We start from the raw sequence: 15,864 nt of genomic DNA, 5'->3' as shown, positions 1-15,864 counted from the left end.
TTACTTCAGACGTTGTACGTAGTTGGCCCGATCCGGGTCGAACCAAGTTTTTGAGAATTCGACGGGTTCGGCGCTTTCCGACCAGCTGAACCGCTCGATATAACCGACTGCTTGGCCGGCTGGCTTGGTGAAGTCAGAAGGCGTCCAGTCCGGTAGAGGCCGGACCGAAACCCTGTCTTCGGCTCTTGCGATCCAAAAGCCCAACTGGCGCTGATAGTAGCGATAGAGCGAGTCGGACAGCAGGCTCTGGTCGATTAGGCCCGCTGATTCGTCCAGCCAGATTTCTTCGACAGCGATGATTGTATCATTCAGGTAGCGCATCCGCCGGACACGCGAACCGGCGTCAGAAGCACCGAATTTCGGCAGATTGATCGGCTTTTTCAGATGGTCAACCGACAGGATATCCGCACGAGGCAGGCCACCCCCTTCCGGCAGTTCCAGCCTGAACATTGCATAGACGCTGTTTTGCGTACCGGTCTCGCGTATGTAGTTGCCCGAGCCCTGGATACGCTCCAACATCCCCTTTTTTTCTAGCTCTGAGAGCGATTTTCGCAGCGTTCCAACCGAGACATTCAGCTCTGCGGCCATCTCGCGCTCGGGCGGCAATCGTTCACCGTCAATAAGGCGACCAGCCGCGATGTCACGGATCAGAAGTTCCGCGATCTGAATATATACCGGCAGGGCATTGGGGTTTCGGTTGGATGCAGGCACGGCAGACGCTTCACTCGGTCGCAGGAAAAATTGATACACTATTGATCTACATCAAAGCGATTGCTACGCAAGAGGAAAGTCAAAGATGTACGGAGCGTGAATCAAATGAGCATCGTCCCCATCACATCCCCCGATCTGGATGCGGCCGAAGTTTCGTGGTTCGCTGCGCTGTGTTCCGATGATTACCAGTTCCTTGGCGTTCCCGATGGTGCCCTGCGGTCGAGTTGGGAGCATTGCTCGAACATTGTGAAAGAGGCCGAGGCGCAGGGTTTTCGCAACATCCTCTGCCCGTCCTCTTATCAGGTCGGTCAAGACACGCTGAGCTTTGTCGCCGGCTGCGCCCCGATCACCGAGCGGATCAACCTGCTGGCCGCCGTGCGCTGTGGCGAGATGCAACCGATCATGCTGGCCCGCACCATCGCAACGCTGGACCACATGCTGAAGGGGCGTTTGACGGTCAACATCATCTCATCCGACTTTCCCGGTGAGAAGGCCGACAGCGCGTTCCGCTATCAGCGCTCGCGCGAAGTGGTGGAGATTCTGAAACAAGCCTGGACGCAGGATGAGATCAATCATGCAGGCGAGGTCTATAACTTCTCGGACCTGACCACCGACCCGGCCAAGCCATATCAGACCGGCGGGCCGCTGCTTTATTTCGGCGGCTATTCTCCCTCTGCTTTGGATCTGTGCGGCGAGCATTGCGACGTCTACCTGATGTGGCCTGAAACCAAGGATCAACTGGCCGAACGGATGAAGGCCGTTCACGCCGTCGCTGAAAACTACGACCGCACGCTGGATTACGGGTTGCGTGTCCATATGATCGTTCGCGATACCGAGGCTGAGGCACAGGAATACGCGGACTACATCGTCTCGAAGCTGGACGACGAATACGGTCGCGCCATCCGCGAACGGGCGCTGGATTCGACCTCGCTGGGGGTGGCGCATCAGGCCAGGAACCGCGATCTGGCGGATGAGTACGGCTATGTCGAACCCGGTCTCTGGACCGGTGTTGGCCGGGCACGGTCTGGTTGCGGTGCCGCTCTGGTCGGATCGACGGATCAGGTTATGTCGAAGATCGAGGAATACCAGAAGATGGGCATCCGCGCTTTCATCTTCTCGGGCTACCCGCATCTGGACGAAGCCCGCCATTTCGGCGCCCGCGTGTTGCCGAATTTGAAAACCTGTTCCCTTCCCGAAGCTTACGGAAGGGTTCCCAAAACGACCCCGGCCACACCGCTGGGCAACGGAGAACGCCGCTAATGCAACGTGTGAAACTATCTGACTCGCTGGAGATGAGCCGCCTTGTCTATGGCATGTGGCGGTTGGGCGATGACAGTGACACGTCCGCGGGCCATGTCGAGGCCAAGATTCAGACCTGTCTGGATCAGGGTATCACCACCTTCGATCAGGCCGACATCTATGGCGGCTACCAGGCCGAGGCCGTGCTGGGTGCCGCCCTGCGCGCCAATCCAAACCTGCGTCAGAAGATGGAGATCGTCACCAAATGCGACATCGTCGCGCCGGTTGGCCGTTACGCGGATGCGAAGGTAAAATACTACGACACCTCACGTGCCCACATTCTGAAATCAGTCGACACGTCGCTGTCGGAAATGGCGATTGACCACATCGATCTGCTGTTGATCCACCGCCCGGACCCCATGATGAGCCACTATGAAACCGGAGCCGCCCTGGATGAGGTTGTCGCCAGCGGCAAGGTCGGCGCGGTGGGCGTGTCCAACTTCCGCCCGTGGGATTGGTCGTTGCTGCAATCGGCGATGAATACGCCGTTGGTCACCAACCAGATCGAAATTTCGCTGGGTCAGATCAGCCCTTTCACCAACGGTGATCTGGCCTTTCACCAACAGCATGGCCATCCGTTGATGGCATGGTCGCCGCTGGGTGGAGGCCTGTTGATGGCCGGAAACCCGCCGATTGGGGTCGTCGCCGATGAAATCGCAGCCGGGTTTGGCGTGGATCGCGCCGCCGTCGCAGTGGCGTTCCTGTTGGCCCACCCGGCCAACATCCTGCCGGTTCTGGGCACCAACAATCTGGACCGGATTAAACGCGCCTCTGACGCATTGAAAGTCAAACTGGATCGCGAAAGCTGGTTCCGCCTGTACGAGGCGGCGCTGGGGCACGAGGTACCATGATGAACGCAATCTCAAAGGACATGACCCGCACCTTTATTCCACATAAGGACGACACACGTACCCTGCGCGACGCCTTCGGCCGATTTGCAACCGGTGTCACCATCGTGACCTGCGACAGCGCGGATGGGCCTGTCTGCATCACCGCCAACAGCTTTTCGTCCCTGTCGCTTGACCCACCGCTGATCATGTGGGCCGGAGACCGAAACTCGCGTCGCTTCCCCTATTTCCACAAGGCCCGTCATTTCAGCGTGCATGTGCTGTCTTCGGACCAGGCCGAGCTGTGTTTCGGCTGCTCGAAAGACGCCTTTGCACTGCGGGACATCAGCCACGAGCGCTGTGAGAATGGGACACCGGTGTTGGCAGATTGCCTTGCGCGGTTCGAATGCGAACAGCACGCGTATCACGATGCAGGCGATCACGTTATTGTGGTTGGAAAAGTTCTACGGGCCAGCATGTCGGATGGAGACGCGCTGACCTTTTATGCCGGGAAACTCGGCCAATTCGCGAAAGTCTAAGCGCGATTTGATGACCGTGGGGGACACCCGCGGCTGACCAAGGGAGGATCCGCATGGGCGGACTGGCATCGGTGCTTGCACCGATTGCATTCGTGAACGAAACCGTGCTGCGTCTGGGGCGCGCGGTTGGTGTTGTTGCGATTGCGCTCATGGTGATCGCAATTCTGATCCAGGTGTTTTTCCGATACGTTCTGGGCAATGCGCTGCCGTGGCCGGATGAGGCCGCGCGGTTCTGCATGCTGTGGATGACCGGTCTTATGGCGCCCACCGCGTTTCGGCGCGGCGGTTTTGTGGCCATCGACATGCTGGAACGCCTCCTTCCCCGCATCATCGGCCAGACGCTGAATCTGTTCCTGCTTTTGATCGCGCTCGCAGTCCTGCTGGTCGCCGTCAATATCGGCTGGTCCGAGGTCACCGGCTTTGGCGGCAAGTTCGCCACTGCCGCGCTGTATCTGCCCACCTCTTTCGGGTTCGACGAATGGTATCGCATTCCTCGCAGTTGGATGATGGCATCGCTGCTGGTGGGGATCATCCTGCTGATCTCGGTGAATATCGAGCTGATCCTGCGATCCTTCATCACTCTGCTGGGCGGCGGCCACCTGTTGCCTGAAATTCCTGATGCGGCAGTGGGGGCCGAATAAATGCTGATCTGGTTCCTGCCCACCTTCCTGATTTTCCTGCTGATCGGCCTGCCGGTCTTTTTCGCTTTGCTGGCGGCGCCCGGAATCCTGCTGTGGCTGAACGGCCAGACGAACGACATCACGCTGCTGTATCGCAATGTCTATAACGGTATGGACAGCTTCCCTCTGATGGCGATCCCCTTCTTCATGCTGGCCGGAGAGCTCATGAACCGAGGCGGCATCACCATCCGCCTTGTCGAGTTTTCGCAGGCCCTGATGGGGCACCTGCGCGGTGGTCTGGCGCATGTGAACGTGCTGAGTTCGATTCTGTTTGCGGGCCTCTCGGGGTCCGCCGTGGCGGACACCTCGGCGCTAGGGTCGATGCTGATCCCGGCGATGGAGAAACAGGGCTATACCCGCAAATTCGCCGCCGCGATCACGGCGGCGAGTTCGGTGATCGGGCCGATCATTCCGCCCTCGGGCATCATGATCATCTACGCCTATGTGATGGGCGAAAGCGTGGCCGCGTTGTTTCTGGCGGGGATCGTTCCGGGCGTGATGGTCGGTGTCGGTCTGATGCTGATGATCAAACTGATGGCCGACCGCTATGACTTCCCCATCGCCAGCCGCAAATACACATGGCCCGAGCGGCGTCAGGCCAGTTTGAAGGCCTTTTTCCCATTGATGACACCGGTCATCATTCTGGGCGGTATTCTGGGTGGTATCTTCACACCGACCGAGGCTGCGGCAGTCGCCGTGGGCTATGCCTTCATCATCGGGTTCTTCATCCTGCGGACATTGACATGGAAAGAGGTCCCCGAGGTGCTCAGCAATGCAGGCATGACTTCAGCCGTTGTTCTGCTGCTGGTTGGTGCTGCGATGGCGTTCAAGACGGTCGTCAGCCTCAGCCATGCGCCGGAACAACTGGCCTCGCTGATCCTCAGCCTGTCGGAAAACCCGCTGATCCTTTTGTTCCTGATCAACCTGCTACTGTTCATCGTTGGCATGTTCCTGGACGCAGGCCCTGCGATCATCATCCTTGGTCCCATCCTTGGCCCGATCTTCACCAGCCTCGGTGTTGACCCGATCCACTTCGCCATCATCATGAGCGTCAACCTGACCGTCGGCCTCGCCACCCCGCCAATGGGCCTGGTCTTGTTTGTCGCTGCTGCTGTCTCGCGCGAACGGGTCGAAACCATCGCCAAAGCGATCCTGCCGTTCCTGGCGGTCGAAATCATCGTGATCTTCCTGATCACCTATATCCCCGCACTATCCATGACGATCCCGAGGATAACGGGATTTGCCAACTAACTGAGTTCCACAGGGAGGAAACGCATGCTCAGAAACTTCATCAAAACCGCAGCGGTGGCCACTTCGCTTGTGGCCGCGTCTGCCATCGCGGCAACAGCTGCCGACTACACGCTGCGCGCCACTGCCAATTCGAACGAAAACGACGAGGACTATGACGGCCTGATCGTCTTCAAGAACTATGTCGAGGCCGCCTCGAACGGCGCGATTGAAGTCGAATTGTTCATCGGTACACAACTGTGCTCGAACGGGGCCGAGTGCTTGCAGGGTGTGGCAGACGGTACCATCGACATCTACATCTCGACCTCGGGCGGTGCCTCAGGCATCTTTCCTTACGTGCAGGTTCTGGACCTGCCTTATCTGATGGCCGATGACCGCATTGCCGAGCATGTCCTGTCGGGCGATTTCACCCGCACAATGCGCGACATGGCGCTTGAGGACTCGGGCGGCGCGATCCGTCTGATGACCATCGGCAACACCGGCGGCTGGCGCAACTTTGCCAACACACAGCGCCGCATTGCCGAGCCTGCGGATATGGAAGGTCTGAAAATCCGCACCGTCGTCGCCGACCTGCCGCAGGAACTGGTCAAGGCGCTAGGTGCGTCGCCCACCCCAATCCCGTGGCCGGAACTGTTCACCAGCTTCCAGACCGGTGTCGTTGAAGGATCCAAGAACGGCATCACCGACATCATGGGCATGAAATTCCCGGATGCGGGCCTGCAATACGTAACGCTGGACGGCCACGCCTATATGGGCGCATTGTGGTGGATGAACAACGCCAAGTTCCAGGAGATGCCCGAGGATCTGCGCCGCGTCGTGGTCGACGGGTTCTATGCCCTGCAACAGGCCACTTTCGCCTCCCCCAAGCGCAAGTCGATCCAAGCCTATGAGGATTTCGTCGCCGGTGGCGGAGACCTCTATGTGCTGACACCCGATCAGAAGGCTGCGTTCAAAGAGGCCGCAACGCCAGTCTATGATTGGTTCCAGTCCAACGTTGCGCGAGGCGACGAGATCTTTGCTGCACTGACCGAGGCGGTCGCGGCGGCTGAGGCGGACGTCAACGCTGCTCGTGATGCGGACCTGAAGTGAACGGTTGGGCCGGGCTTTGCGGCCTGGCCCTCACCGAAACGGGTACATCCACCCTTTGTAGTCGTTGACCAGAACATGCGCCTTTTCAATCTGCTCCGGCGACATTTTCTTGACCACTTCCTCAAGGCTGATTGCCGCATCGGGGTCGCCGCCAATAGCGCTGAGCGTGTACCACATATACGCGCGCACCAGATCGGGCGCAGGCATGCCCAGACCCAATTCGTAATACCAGCCAACGCCCGACTGCGCCCCCGGATGCCCCTTCATCGAGGCGCGCAGATACCATTCAAAGGCCCGTTCGTAATCCTGCTCGACCCCCAAACCCAGCCCGTACATCACGCCGATCAACTCTTCAGCCTCGGCGTTGCCCGAGCGCGCGGCTGGAAGAAGTTCCTCACGCGCGGCAGCAAACTGTCCGGCTTCCATCATATCGCGGGCTTGTTCCAGTTCAGCCAGAGCCGGAGACGCAAATACGCAAAGGGCAAAAACAAGCTGGCGCATGGGATGGTTGCCTTCTTCTGGGTCGGGCCCGCTGTGGCACAGGATTTGCCGCGCCCGCTGACCGATGATGACTTTATCCCCTTTGATATGGAACAGGCCGCCATCGGTCATCAACTGTTTTACGACCCGATCCTGTCAGGCAACCGCAACATCGCCTGCGCCCATTGTCACCACCCGGATTTCGGCACTTCGGACGGGTTTTCGCTGGGCATAGGAGAAGGCGGACAGGGGTTGGGGCCGGACCGCACACCCGGCACCGGGGCCAACAGAATACGCAAACGCATCCCTCGTAACTCTCCGGGCCTGTGGAATCTTGGGGCCAAGGACATACACACCGTCTTTCACGACGGCAGGCTGAGCATTTCCGACGTCTACGGCAACGGCTTCAATTCCCCGGCGCAGGAGTGGCTGCCCGAGGGTCTGAACTCCCTGCTGGCAGCACAGGCTCTGTTTCCCCTGACCTCACAATTCGAGATGGCGGGCAATGTGGCCGAAAATGAAGTCACAGGCGCGGTGCATGATCGTATCGACAAGGGCTGGCCCATTCTGGCGAAACGCGTCCGCACCGATTCGCGCTATGGTCCGGCCATCGTCGCCGTCTTTGATGAGGTCGAGACGACCGAGGACATCACGATCGCGCAAGTCGCCAACGCTCTGGCCGCTTTCATGGCGATCGAGTGGCGCAGCACCGACAGCCCGTTTGACCACTATCTTGCGGGCGACATGAATGCCCTTTCACCTGCGCAAATCGAGGGGATGAAGCTGTTCTACGGCAAAGCCCGCTGCTCCGCCTGCCACACCGGTCCGCTCATGTCAGATCAGAAGTTCCATGCACTGGGCTTGCCTCCCTTTGGGCCGGGTCGCACCCGGCAGTGGGATCCCTTCGTCCGGGATGTCGGCCGCATGGGTGAAAGCAACCGCCTTGAGGATGCCTACAGGTTCCGCACCCCGATGCTCCGTAACGTTGCCCTGACCGCACCATACGGTCACAATGGCGCCTTCCCCGATCTTGAAAGCGTCATTCGCCATCATTTGGATCCGCAGGCCAGCCTGGACAAATGGACCCCCCAAATGGCTGCCTTACCCGAGGTGCCATGGTTGCAAAAAACGGATTTCCTAGTTTGGCAGGACCGATATGAAATGGCACGTCAACGCAAGAAAATTGATATCGATCCGATCCAACTCACGGAATTAGAAATAGAAAACCTGATTGCTTTTCTGAATTCGTTGACAGGTCGCAGCGTGGACTCGCCGATATTCGGTGTGCCGAAAGGATTTACTCCTTAGCCATCTCTCACATCATTTAGCTCATGTTGACTAATGGCTGAGCCAGAGACGGGTTGATGCGAAATCGACGAATCCGAAGAGCTTTCGGTGGGCACGTCGCAGCGTGTTGCAACTCGGCTGGCATTCTTCAACTTGTTGAAGCATTTCTCGACTGGATAGCCTCATCTGGCCCCGCCCATCTCTGAAACTTATCAATCACTTTCAAACAAATACTCTCTGCAGTCTTCGCTTGCATTCTAAATTTGGCACCTGCTTTTTTTCACTGCATGGCCAGAAGACCACAACCAGGCTAACGAAGCTTTGATTGGTCCAAGCGGACCAATGCGGTTTGGCACCCGCCAACTTTATCGGGAGCGTGCTAAAGCGCTGACAACTCTCTCGACACAATCCAAATCAAAAAAAGCCAGCACCTCGAAACGCGATGGCAAAGTTCTGGTGGTCAACGATGCAGTTTGAGCTGGTTAAATTGCAGGCTGTTGCTGGTTTTCACAGCGAAACCCCACCCCCCGTCTCAGCCACATTTCGAATGCCCGCAGCTGCGGCAGGTCATGCAGCCCTCGATCATCACCATGTCATACTGGCCGCAGGACGGGCAGGCCTTCCCGCGGGGGGCGTCCATGTTGACCACTTGCGCTTGCGGGTCGGATTTCAGCCCCATCCCTTCGCCCTCAAGAAACCCAATCGCGATCATGTGCTGCTCGATCACACCACCGATCGCCGCCAGGATCGAGGGGATATACTTGCCCTGCACCCAAGCCCCGCCGCGCGGATCGAACACGGCCTTGAGCTCCTCGACCACGAAAGACACGTCACCACCGCGCCGGAACACGGCCGAGATCATCCGGGTCAAGGCCAGCGTCCAGGCGTAATGCTCCATGTTCTTCGAGTTGATGAACACCTCGAACGGACGACGCCGGCCGCCGATGACGATATCGTTGATGGTCAGATAGATCGCGTGTTCGCTGTCGGGCCATTTCAGCTTGTAGGTCGAACCCTCAAGCGATTGCGGCCGGTCCAGCGGTTCGGACATGTAGATGACATCGCCGCCATCCACCTCGTGCGGCGCATCCGCACTTTCACCCGGCACCTTGTCGTCGCTTTCCGAGACGGTCAGCACCGAGCCGGTCACGTCGTTCGGGCGATAGGTGGTGCAGCCTTTGCAGCCCTGATCCCAGGCCTGCATATACACGTCCTTGAAGGCGTCGAACGAGATGTCCTCGGGGCAGTTGATGGTTTTCGAGATCGAGCTGTCGATCCATTTCTGCGCAGCCGCCTGCATCTTGACATGCTCGGCCGGCGTCAGGGTCTGGGCGTTCACGAAATAGTCGGGCAGCTCGACATCGCCGAACTTGTCGCGCCACATCTGAACGGCATAGTCCACCACCTCTTCCTCGGTGCGCGAGCCGTCCTTCTGCAAGACCTTGCGGGTGTAAGCATAGGCAAAAACCGGCTCGATCCCCGACGACACGTTGCCCGCGTACAGCGAGATCGTCCCCGTGGGTGCAATCGAGGTCAGCAGAGCATTGCGGATGCCATGCTCGCGAATGGCCTCGCGAACATCGTCATCCATCTGCTGCATGGTGCCGCTGGCCAGGTATTTCTCGGCATCGAACAGGGGAAACGCCCCTTTTTCCTTGGCCAAGTCGACCGACGCCAGATACGCGGCGCGGGCGATCGCGTGCAACCAGCGATCGGTCTGACGCGCCGCCTCGTCGGACCCGTAACGCAGACCCAGCATCAACAGCGCATCCGCCAGTCCGGTCACGCCCAGCCCGATGCGGCGTTTGTCCTGCGCTTCAGCCTCTTGTTCGGCCAGTGGGAATTTTGACACATCAACGACATTGTCCATCATCCGGACAGCCGTGGCGACAAGTTCTTGCAGGGCCTCTTCATTCAAACGGGCTTTTGCCTCAAACGGTTCAACCACCAAACGCGCCAGATTGATCGAACCCAACAGGCAGGCGCCATAGGGCGGCAATGGCTGTTCGCCGCACGGGTTCGTGGCCGCGATTGTTTCAACATAGCTCAGGTTGTTGGCCTGGTTGATACGGTCGATGAAGATCACGCCCGGTTCGGCATAGTCATAGGTGGCCTGCATGATCTTGTTCCACAGATCACGTGCCTGAACCGTGTGATAGACCTTGCCGTCAAAGATCAGATCCCACGAGGCATCGGCCTTGACCGCTTCCATGAACGGATCGGTCACCAGAACCGACATGTTGAACATGCGCAGGCGGGCCGGGTCAGATTTGGCGGTGATGAACTGTTCGATATCCGGGTGGTCACAGCGCATGGTCGCCATCATCGCGCCCCGGCGCGAGCCCGCCGACATGATCGTGCGGCACATGGCGTCCCAGACATCCATAAAGCTCAGCGGCCCCGACGCATCCGCCGCGACGCCTTTCACGTCAGCGCCACGCGGGCGGATGGTCGAGAAATCATAGCCGATCCCCCCGCCCTGCTGCATGGTCAGCGCGGCCTCTTTCAGCATGTCGAAAATGCCGCCCATGCTGTCGGGTATCGTGCCCATGACAAAACAGTTGAACAAGGTCACCTGACGCGCGGTGCCGGCACCTGCTGTGATCCGCCCGGCAGGCAGGTATTTGAAATCTTCCAGCGCCTCATAGAATTTCTCTTCCCAGTGCCCCGGGTTGTTTTCCGCCCGCGCCAGATCACGGGCGATGCGCCGCCAACTGTCTTCAACCGTTTGATCGATGGGGGTGCCATCCGCCTGTTTAAAGCGGTACTTCATATCCCAGATCTGCTCGGCGATGGGGGCGGCAAAGCGGCTCATTGGTGATTCCCTGTGCTGAAAGAGGTATCCAGACTACCTCAAATCACATGCGCACCACAACACCTTGATGACAACTGGAACCAAGCTACAATATAAAGATGATCCTCGGGACGACTCTGTGGGAAAGCTGTGGATAATTACGTAAACCTCATAAAACTTTCGGTCGGGTCGGAAAGCGTCGACACGCTGATGGCTTGGCAGGACAGCTATCGCCAGCGGTTCGCAGATGGCCTGCCACGCCACGTCACCCGCATGTGGCCCAAGCGCGAAGCCGAAATTCTGAACGGCGGATCGATCTATTGGGTCATCAAGGGCGTAATCCAGTGCCGCCAGCGGATCCTGCGGCTGGATGAAGTGATCGGAGACGATGGCATCCGCCGCTGTGCCATTGTACTGGACCCCAAGCCGCACCGCACACAGAACGCCCTGAAACGCCCGTTTCAGGGATGGCGTTATCTCAAGCCTGAAGATACTCCTGCCGATTTGCCCAAAAACCGCGAGCAGGACGATGCCCTGCCCGATGATCTGAACCGCGCCCTGGCAGAAATAGGTGTGCTGTAGTTACCGCAACCGATCCAGCAGTTCGGATAGAACCGCTTTTTCTGTCGGATCATATTTTGCCACCCGACTGCGCCACAGCGTGGCCTGTGATTGCAGGATCAGACCGTCCGAGAGGATCTTCAGGTGATTCGCGCGCAGGGTCTCTCCGGTCGAGGTGATGTCGGCAATTGCTTCAGCGGTTTCATTCATCACCGTGCCTTCAGTCGCGCCCTGACTGTCGACCAGCGTGTAATCGGCCACGCCCGCGTCTGTCAGGAATTCCCGAACCAGACGGTGGTACTTGGTGGCGATCCGCAGCCGGTGGCCATGGGTTTTGCGAAACGCAGCTGCTGCCGCGTCCAGATCATCAAGCGTATCGACATCGACCCAACATGCCGGGATTGCGATGATCAGATCAGCCTTGCCGAATCCAAGCTGCGAAACCTCTTCAACCTGCTGTTCCCAGCGCGGCAGTTTCTCGTGCACCAGATCGATCCCGGTGACGCCCAGATGAATCCGCCCCGCCGCCAGTTCACGCGGGATTTCCCCCGCCGACAGCAAGATCAGAGAGACACCGTCGATCCCTTCGACCTTGCCCGCATATTCCCGGTCCGACCCGCTGCGTGACAAGGTGATGCCGCGTTTTTCGAACCACGAGAAGGTCTTTTCCATCAACCGGCCCTTCGAGGGCACACCCAGTTTCAGGCTCATACAGCACCCTCCTCGATCTCCAGCATCAGGTCGGGGCGCAACACGCCGCCGACAGCCGGGATTTCGTCTCCGCGGCCCAATTGCCGTGTCAGCGCGTCATAGCGCCCGCCCGTGGCGATCGGAGGCAGGTCAGGCCGACCTTCCGCGTAAAACCCAAAAACGAAACCATCGTAATATTCCATTGATGTCCGGCCATAGGCGGCCTCGAAATCCAACCGCTCGACATCGACGCCGCGCGCTTGCAGCGCAGCCACGCGCGCCTCCAGCCGGTCCAGGGCGGGCGTGATCTGCGGCAGATCCACCGCCACGTCGCGCAGCTGTTCCAGCGCAAATGGCATGGTCTCGCGCACATTCAGCAACGTTTCCAGCCCGGCCAGCTCATTGTCGGAAATCGGCGGCGTATCGCGGTCTTCGCGCAGGGCTTCGATGCGCGCTGCGATTTCGGCCTTGCGGCGCTTGCCGATCATGGGGGCGTCAAAGGCCATCGGGTCAGCTGCGTCCAGCAGCGCGGCGCGCCCTTCCGAGGGCGCCTTGCGACCTGCAAACCGATCCAGCAAGATACGGAACCGGCGCGGTCTCCACAGATGCCGCATCAGGGCGGCCTTGCGGCGCTCGGTCGTGCGCAGCCCTTCGACCGCGGCGGTGAGGATACCGATATCCCCGGTCGCCGCACGCAGGGGCAACCCACGCAGCTGAAGCGCCATCAGCGAAAACACCTCGGCATCGGCGCCTGCCGGATCGTCGCGGTCAAAGACCTCATAGCCCACCTGGATGTATTCATTGGCGCGGTCGGGGTCATGCTCTTGACGGCGGAAGACCTCTCCCGAATAGGTATAGCGCGCCGGTTCGGCCCCGTCGCGCATGTGCATCTGCACCACCGGCAGGGTGAAATCCGGGCGCAGCATCTGTTCGCCGCGCAGCGCGTCCGAGGTGACATAGGCGCGCGCGCGGATATCCTCGCCGTAGAGGTCCAGCAGCGTCTCGGCCGATTGCAGCAGCGGCGGGTCGACGACCTGCGCTCCGGCGGCCTCGAAGCGCACGCGCATCATCGCGGCCCGGGCCTGAATCTGGGATCGGTTGGGCATGACTCAGTCCTGACTGTCCAGAATCTCGCGCACCTTGGCGACCAGATCGCCGCGCGGCACCTCGAACTGGCTGGGGCGTTCCTTCCATTCCTCGAGCGTGGCGCTTTCGGCGATCTTGGCACCCAGGATCAGGTCCTTGATCTGTACGATGCCTTTGGCTTTTTCGTCGCCGCCCTCGATCACCGCAATCGGAGAATTCCGCTTGTCCGCATATTTCAGCTGGTTGCCAAAATTCTTGGGATTGCCCAGATAGACCTCGGCCCGGATGCCGGCATTGCGCAGCTCGGCCACCATCGCCTGATAATCGGCCATGCGGTCGCGGTCCATGACAGTGACGACGACCGGGCCAGTTGCCTGCGCACTGATCCGGCCCTTTTCGCGCAAAGCGGCCAGCAGACGGTCAACGCCGATAGAAATGCCTGTCGCGGGCACTTCCTGCCCGGTGAAGCGCTTGACCAGATCATCATAGCGCCCGCCGCCCGAGACGGACCCGAACTGCCGCTTTCGGCCCTTTTCGTCGAAGATCTCGAAGGTCAGCTCGGCCTCATAGACCGGCCCGGTGTAGTATCCCAGCCCCCGCACAACCGAGGGGTCAAGAGTTATTCTATCGGTGTTGTAGCCCTGCCGCTCAAGTAGCTCTGCAATCTGCTCCAACTCCTGAACACCTTCGAGCCCCACAGCCGAATTCAGTACCAATCGTCGAAGATTTTTAGTTACCGCTGAATTGATGGCATTTGGCGTGCCTGCTTTGCCTGCCTTTATGAAATCCTGTTGGAATTCTACAGCATTCGCTAGCATTGCTTTCGTTGTCAGAAACTGAATACAAATCTCTGCCTGATCGTCACTCAGACCAACGCCATCGATGAACGCGCCCGAGGCATCCAGCCGGCCCTTGGTCAGCAACTCGCGCACGCCCTGCTCACCCACCTTGTCGAACTTGTCGATGGTGCGCAGAACGTCGTCGCGGGCGGCTGCGTCTTCGCCCAAACCCATCACTTCGAGCACGCCGTTCAGAACCTTGCGGTTGTTGACCCGCACCAGATAGTCGCCGCGCGGGATGCCCACGGTTTCCAGCGTATCCGACAGCATCGCGCAGATCTCGGCATCGGCGGCCATGCTGGCCGTCCCCACCGTATCCGCATCACATTGATAGAACTGACGGTACCGCCCCGGCCCCGGCTTTTCGTTGCGCCAGACCGGACCCATCGCATAGCGGCGATAGGGCGTGGGCAGATCGTTGCGGTGCTGGGCATAGACCCGGGCCAAAGGTGCTGTCAGATCATAGCGCAGCGCCATCCAATCGCCGTTGCCGCCCTCGTCAAACTCCTGCCAGGCGAACACGCCTTCGTTCGGGCGATCCACGTCGGGCAGAAACTTGCCCAGCGCCTCGACGGTCTCGACCGCACTGCTTTCCAGCGCGTCGAACCCGTAACGATGATACACGCCCGCAATCGTCCGCAGCATCTCGGTGCGCTGCGTGACTTCCTCGCCGAAATAGTCACGGAACCCTTTCGGCGTGACGGCCTTGGGGCGGGGCTGTTTCTTGGGCTTGGCCATGTGGGGCGTCCTTGGGAGTGTCCTTGTTCCGCGCGCGGTCTATCCCATGGTCCGCATCGGGGCAAGGCGCGCTTTCTCTGGCCTTGGGCCGACTGTGTCGCTATGACCAGCGCAAGACAGGAGTCCCCCATGCAGCATCTGGAAGAAGAGATCGCCCATCTGACCCGCACCGTGGACGAGCTGAACACGGTCGTCACCAGACAACAGTCGGAAATCGACCGGCTGACCCAACGGGTTGAAATGCTGTTGCAGCGCGAAGCAGAACGGGCGCAGGAAGGTTCAGGCGGCGTTGTCTTTGGTGACGAACGACCGCCTCACTATTGATGAATTAAAGCCCAAGCGTCGATTTTACCGCGTTGTCCACAACACCTCCCAACAGGGCGTTTTCGTCCCCGGTGCAGCCCTCTTTCAAGGCGGCCACAAATGTTTCTCTCAGAGCCGCCTTTTGCTCATCCGAAGTCGCGTGGGCTTCGATGTCAACCTGACGGTTGTAAAGCGAAAGGGCCGTCATCTTCCCAACGACGTCCAGAATGTACTCTTCGTTACCATCAGCCTCTTCGATAACAGAGGTGCAGGTGTGATACATCAGCGGCAGCGCGTCCTGCATCATCTGCTCGGCTTCCTCGTCGGCAAGGGCCAATCCGGGCGCTGCAAGCATTAAGGCGGTGGCGGCTGGCATAAGCAAATTCGTCCTCATCCGGGTGCTCCTCCGCTTACTTGGAATTCGCGCCGATCAGCGCACCGGCCACCGCTCCGGCGGCGGCACCTTTGCCGTCGCCGATCAGCGCGCCGACACCCGCGCCAATCACGGCGCCTTTGATCGTGTTTTCTTTTTTCTTGTCATCCGCCAGACCAGCTGAGGCCGAAACCAAAGCCAGCGTCGCTGCTGCGCCGAATAATATCTTTCTGGACTTGAGACCTGCTATTGTCATAACAACGCCCTCCCGTGGCATGACCTAAAGACATCTCTGTCAAGTCAGCCTAGCGGGCCACCAA

General features: G+C 59.4%; 17 protein-coding genes and 1 pseudogene. 9 read left to right on the top strand and 9 right to left on the bottom strand.

What is annotated here, in order from left to right; genetic code table 11:
- Positions 1 to 711 carry a GntR family transcriptional regulator gene (locus ACR0E2_RS10020; RefSeq protein WP_480446288.1) on the bottom strand — a complete coding sequence of 237 codons (711 nt, stop codon included), beginning with the start codon at positions 709 to 711 and terminating at the stop codon, positions 1 to 3.
- 105 nt (positions 712 to 816) lie between these two features.
- On the opposite strand from ACR0E2_RS10020, the gene ACR0E2_RS10015 reads away from it, so the two are divergent.
- From ACR0E2_RS10015 to ACR0E2_RS09990, 6 genes are read left to right on the top strand one after another with little or no spacing between them, the layout of a single operon-like run.
- A complete protein-coding gene (locus ACR0E2_RS10015; RefSeq protein WP_480446287.1) occupies positions 817 to 1,971 on the top strand; it encodes an LLM class flavin-dependent oxidoreductase in 1,155 nt (384 codons plus the stop codon).
- Entirely contained in the window at positions 1,971 to 2,861 is an 891-nt protein-coding gene (locus ACR0E2_RS10010) for an aldo/keto reductase (RefSeq protein WP_480446286.1), read from the top strand. Before ACR0E2_RS10015 ends, ACR0E2_RS10010 begins: the two co-directional genes overlap by 1 nt.
- Positions 2,861 to 3,376 carry a flavin reductase family protein gene (locus ACR0E2_RS10005; RefSeq protein ID WP_371808053.1) on the top strand — a complete coding sequence of 172 codons (516 nt, stop codon included), beginning with the start codon at positions 2,861 to 2,863 and terminating at the stop codon, positions 3,374 to 3,376. Before ACR0E2_RS10010 ends, ACR0E2_RS10005 begins: the two co-directional genes overlap by 1 nt.
- Before the next feature lie 53 nt (positions 3,377 to 3,429).
- Positions 3,430 to 4,017: a TRAP transporter small permease subunit gene (locus ACR0E2_RS10000; protein WP_171230703.1), complete on the top strand. Its 588-nt coding sequence runs from the start codon at positions 3,430 to 3,432 to the stop codon at positions 4,015 to 4,017.
- Positions 4,018 to 5,307, top strand: coding sequence for a TRAP transporter large permease (locus tag ACR0E2_RS09995; protein WP_171364655.1), 1,290 nt, complete (start codon positions 4,018 to 4,020; stop codon positions 5,305 to 5,307).
- A 24-nt stretch (positions 5,308 to 5,331) separates the two neighbouring features.
- Positions 5,332 to 6,393, top strand: coding sequence for a TRAP transporter substrate-binding protein (locus ACR0E2_RS09990; RefSeq protein WP_480446285.1), 1,062 nt, complete (start codon positions 5,332 to 5,334; stop codon positions 6,391 to 6,393).
- Between the two features lie 30 nt (positions 6,394 to 6,423).
- Here the strand turns inward: ACR0E2_RS09990 and ACR0E2_RS09985 are convergent, their stop codons facing one another.
- The gene (locus ACR0E2_RS09985; protein ID WP_171230701.1) at positions 6,424 to 6,894 is read right to left on the bottom strand and encodes a tetratricopeptide repeat protein; all 471 of its coding nucleotides are present in this window, start codon (positions 6,892 to 6,894) and stop codon (positions 6,424 to 6,426) included.
- A gap of 3 nt (positions 6,895 to 6,897) precedes the next feature.
- Between ACR0E2_RS09985 and ACR0E2_RS09980 the strand changes: the two genes are divergently transcribed.
- On the top strand, positions 6,898 to 8,181 hold the full coding sequence (locus tag ACR0E2_RS09980; protein WP_480446284.1) for a cytochrome-c peroxidase: 1,284 nt from the start codon (positions 6,898 to 6,900) through the stop codon (positions 8,179 to 8,181).
- A gap of 30 nt (positions 8,182 to 8,211) precedes the next feature.
- Here the strand turns inward: ACR0E2_RS09980 and ACR0E2_RS09975 are convergent.
- Together ACR0E2_RS09975 and ACR0E2_RS09970 are read right to left on the bottom strand one after the other, a co-directional pair.
- Positions 8,212 to 8,333: pseudogene (locus ACR0E2_RS09975) on the bottom strand (IS5/IS1182 family transposase); the annotation flags it as partial.
- A 359-nt stretch (positions 8,334 to 8,692) separates the two neighbouring features.
- Positions 8,693 to 10,975, bottom strand: coding sequence for an adenosylcobalamin-dependent ribonucleoside-diphosphate reductase (locus ACR0E2_RS09970; protein WP_480446283.1), 2,283 nt, complete (start codon positions 10,973 to 10,975; stop codon positions 8,693 to 8,695).
- A gap of 129 nt (positions 10,976 to 11,104) precedes the next feature.
- Between ACR0E2_RS09970 and ACR0E2_RS09965 the strand changes: the two genes are divergently transcribed.
- Positions 11,105 to 11,536, top strand: a complete 432-nt coding sequence (locus tag ACR0E2_RS09965) for a DUF1489 family protein (protein WP_480446282.1) — start codon at positions 11,105 to 11,107, stop codon at positions 11,534 to 11,536.
- Here the strand turns inward: ACR0E2_RS09965 and hisG are convergent, their stop codons facing one another.
- The 3 genes from hisG to hisS are packed head-to-tail and all read right to left on the bottom strand — an operon-like array spanning position 11,537 to position 14,868.
- Complete coding sequence (hisG, locus tag ACR0E2_RS09960; protein ID WP_152460146.1) at positions 11,537 to 12,226, bottom strand: ATP phosphoribosyltransferase; 690 nt, start codon at positions 12,224 to 12,226, stop codon at positions 11,537 to 11,539.
- Positions 12,223 to 13,311, bottom strand: coding sequence for an ATP phosphoribosyltransferase regulatory subunit (locus ACR0E2_RS09955; protein WP_171119086.1), 1,089 nt, complete (start codon positions 13,309 to 13,311; stop codon positions 12,223 to 12,225). The genes hisG and ACR0E2_RS09955 overlap by 4 nt, the downstream gene beginning before the upstream one ends.
- Before the next feature lie 3 nt (positions 13,312 to 13,314).
- Positions 13,315 to 14,868, bottom strand: coding sequence for a histidine--tRNA ligase (gene hisS, locus ACR0E2_RS09950; RefSeq protein WP_480446281.1), 1,554 nt, complete (start codon positions 14,866 to 14,868; stop codon positions 13,315 to 13,317).
- Positions 14,869 to 14,997: 129 nt separating this feature from the next.
- Here hisS and ACR0E2_RS09945 point away from each other — a divergent pair, with 129 nt between their 5' ends.
- Positions 14,998 to 15,192, top strand: coding sequence for a SlyX family protein (locus tag ACR0E2_RS09945; protein ID WP_152460143.1), 195 nt, complete (start codon positions 14,998 to 15,000; stop codon positions 15,190 to 15,192).
- 4 nt (positions 15,193 to 15,196) lie between these two features.
- Here ACR0E2_RS09945 and ACR0E2_RS09940 read toward each other — a convergent pair whose 3' ends face one another.
- A complete protein-coding gene (locus ACR0E2_RS09940) occupies positions 15,197 to 15,565 on the bottom strand; it encodes a hypothetical protein (protein WP_480446280.1) in 369 nt (122 codons plus the stop codon).
- 16 nt (positions 15,566 to 15,581) lie between these two features.
- Positions 15,582 to 15,800 carry a YMGG-like glycine zipper-containing protein gene (locus ACR0E2_RS09935; RefSeq protein WP_480446279.1) on the bottom strand — a complete coding sequence of 73 codons (219 nt, stop codon included), beginning with the start codon at positions 15,798 to 15,800 and terminating at the stop codon, positions 15,582 to 15,584.
- Positions 15,801 to 15,864 lie beyond the last annotated feature (64 nt).

The sequence above is a fragment of the Ruegeria sp. A4 genome (assembly GCF_056543025.1).
Note: the sequence above shows the minus strand (reverse complement) of the source record. Positions and strands in the feature narration are given on the sequence as shown.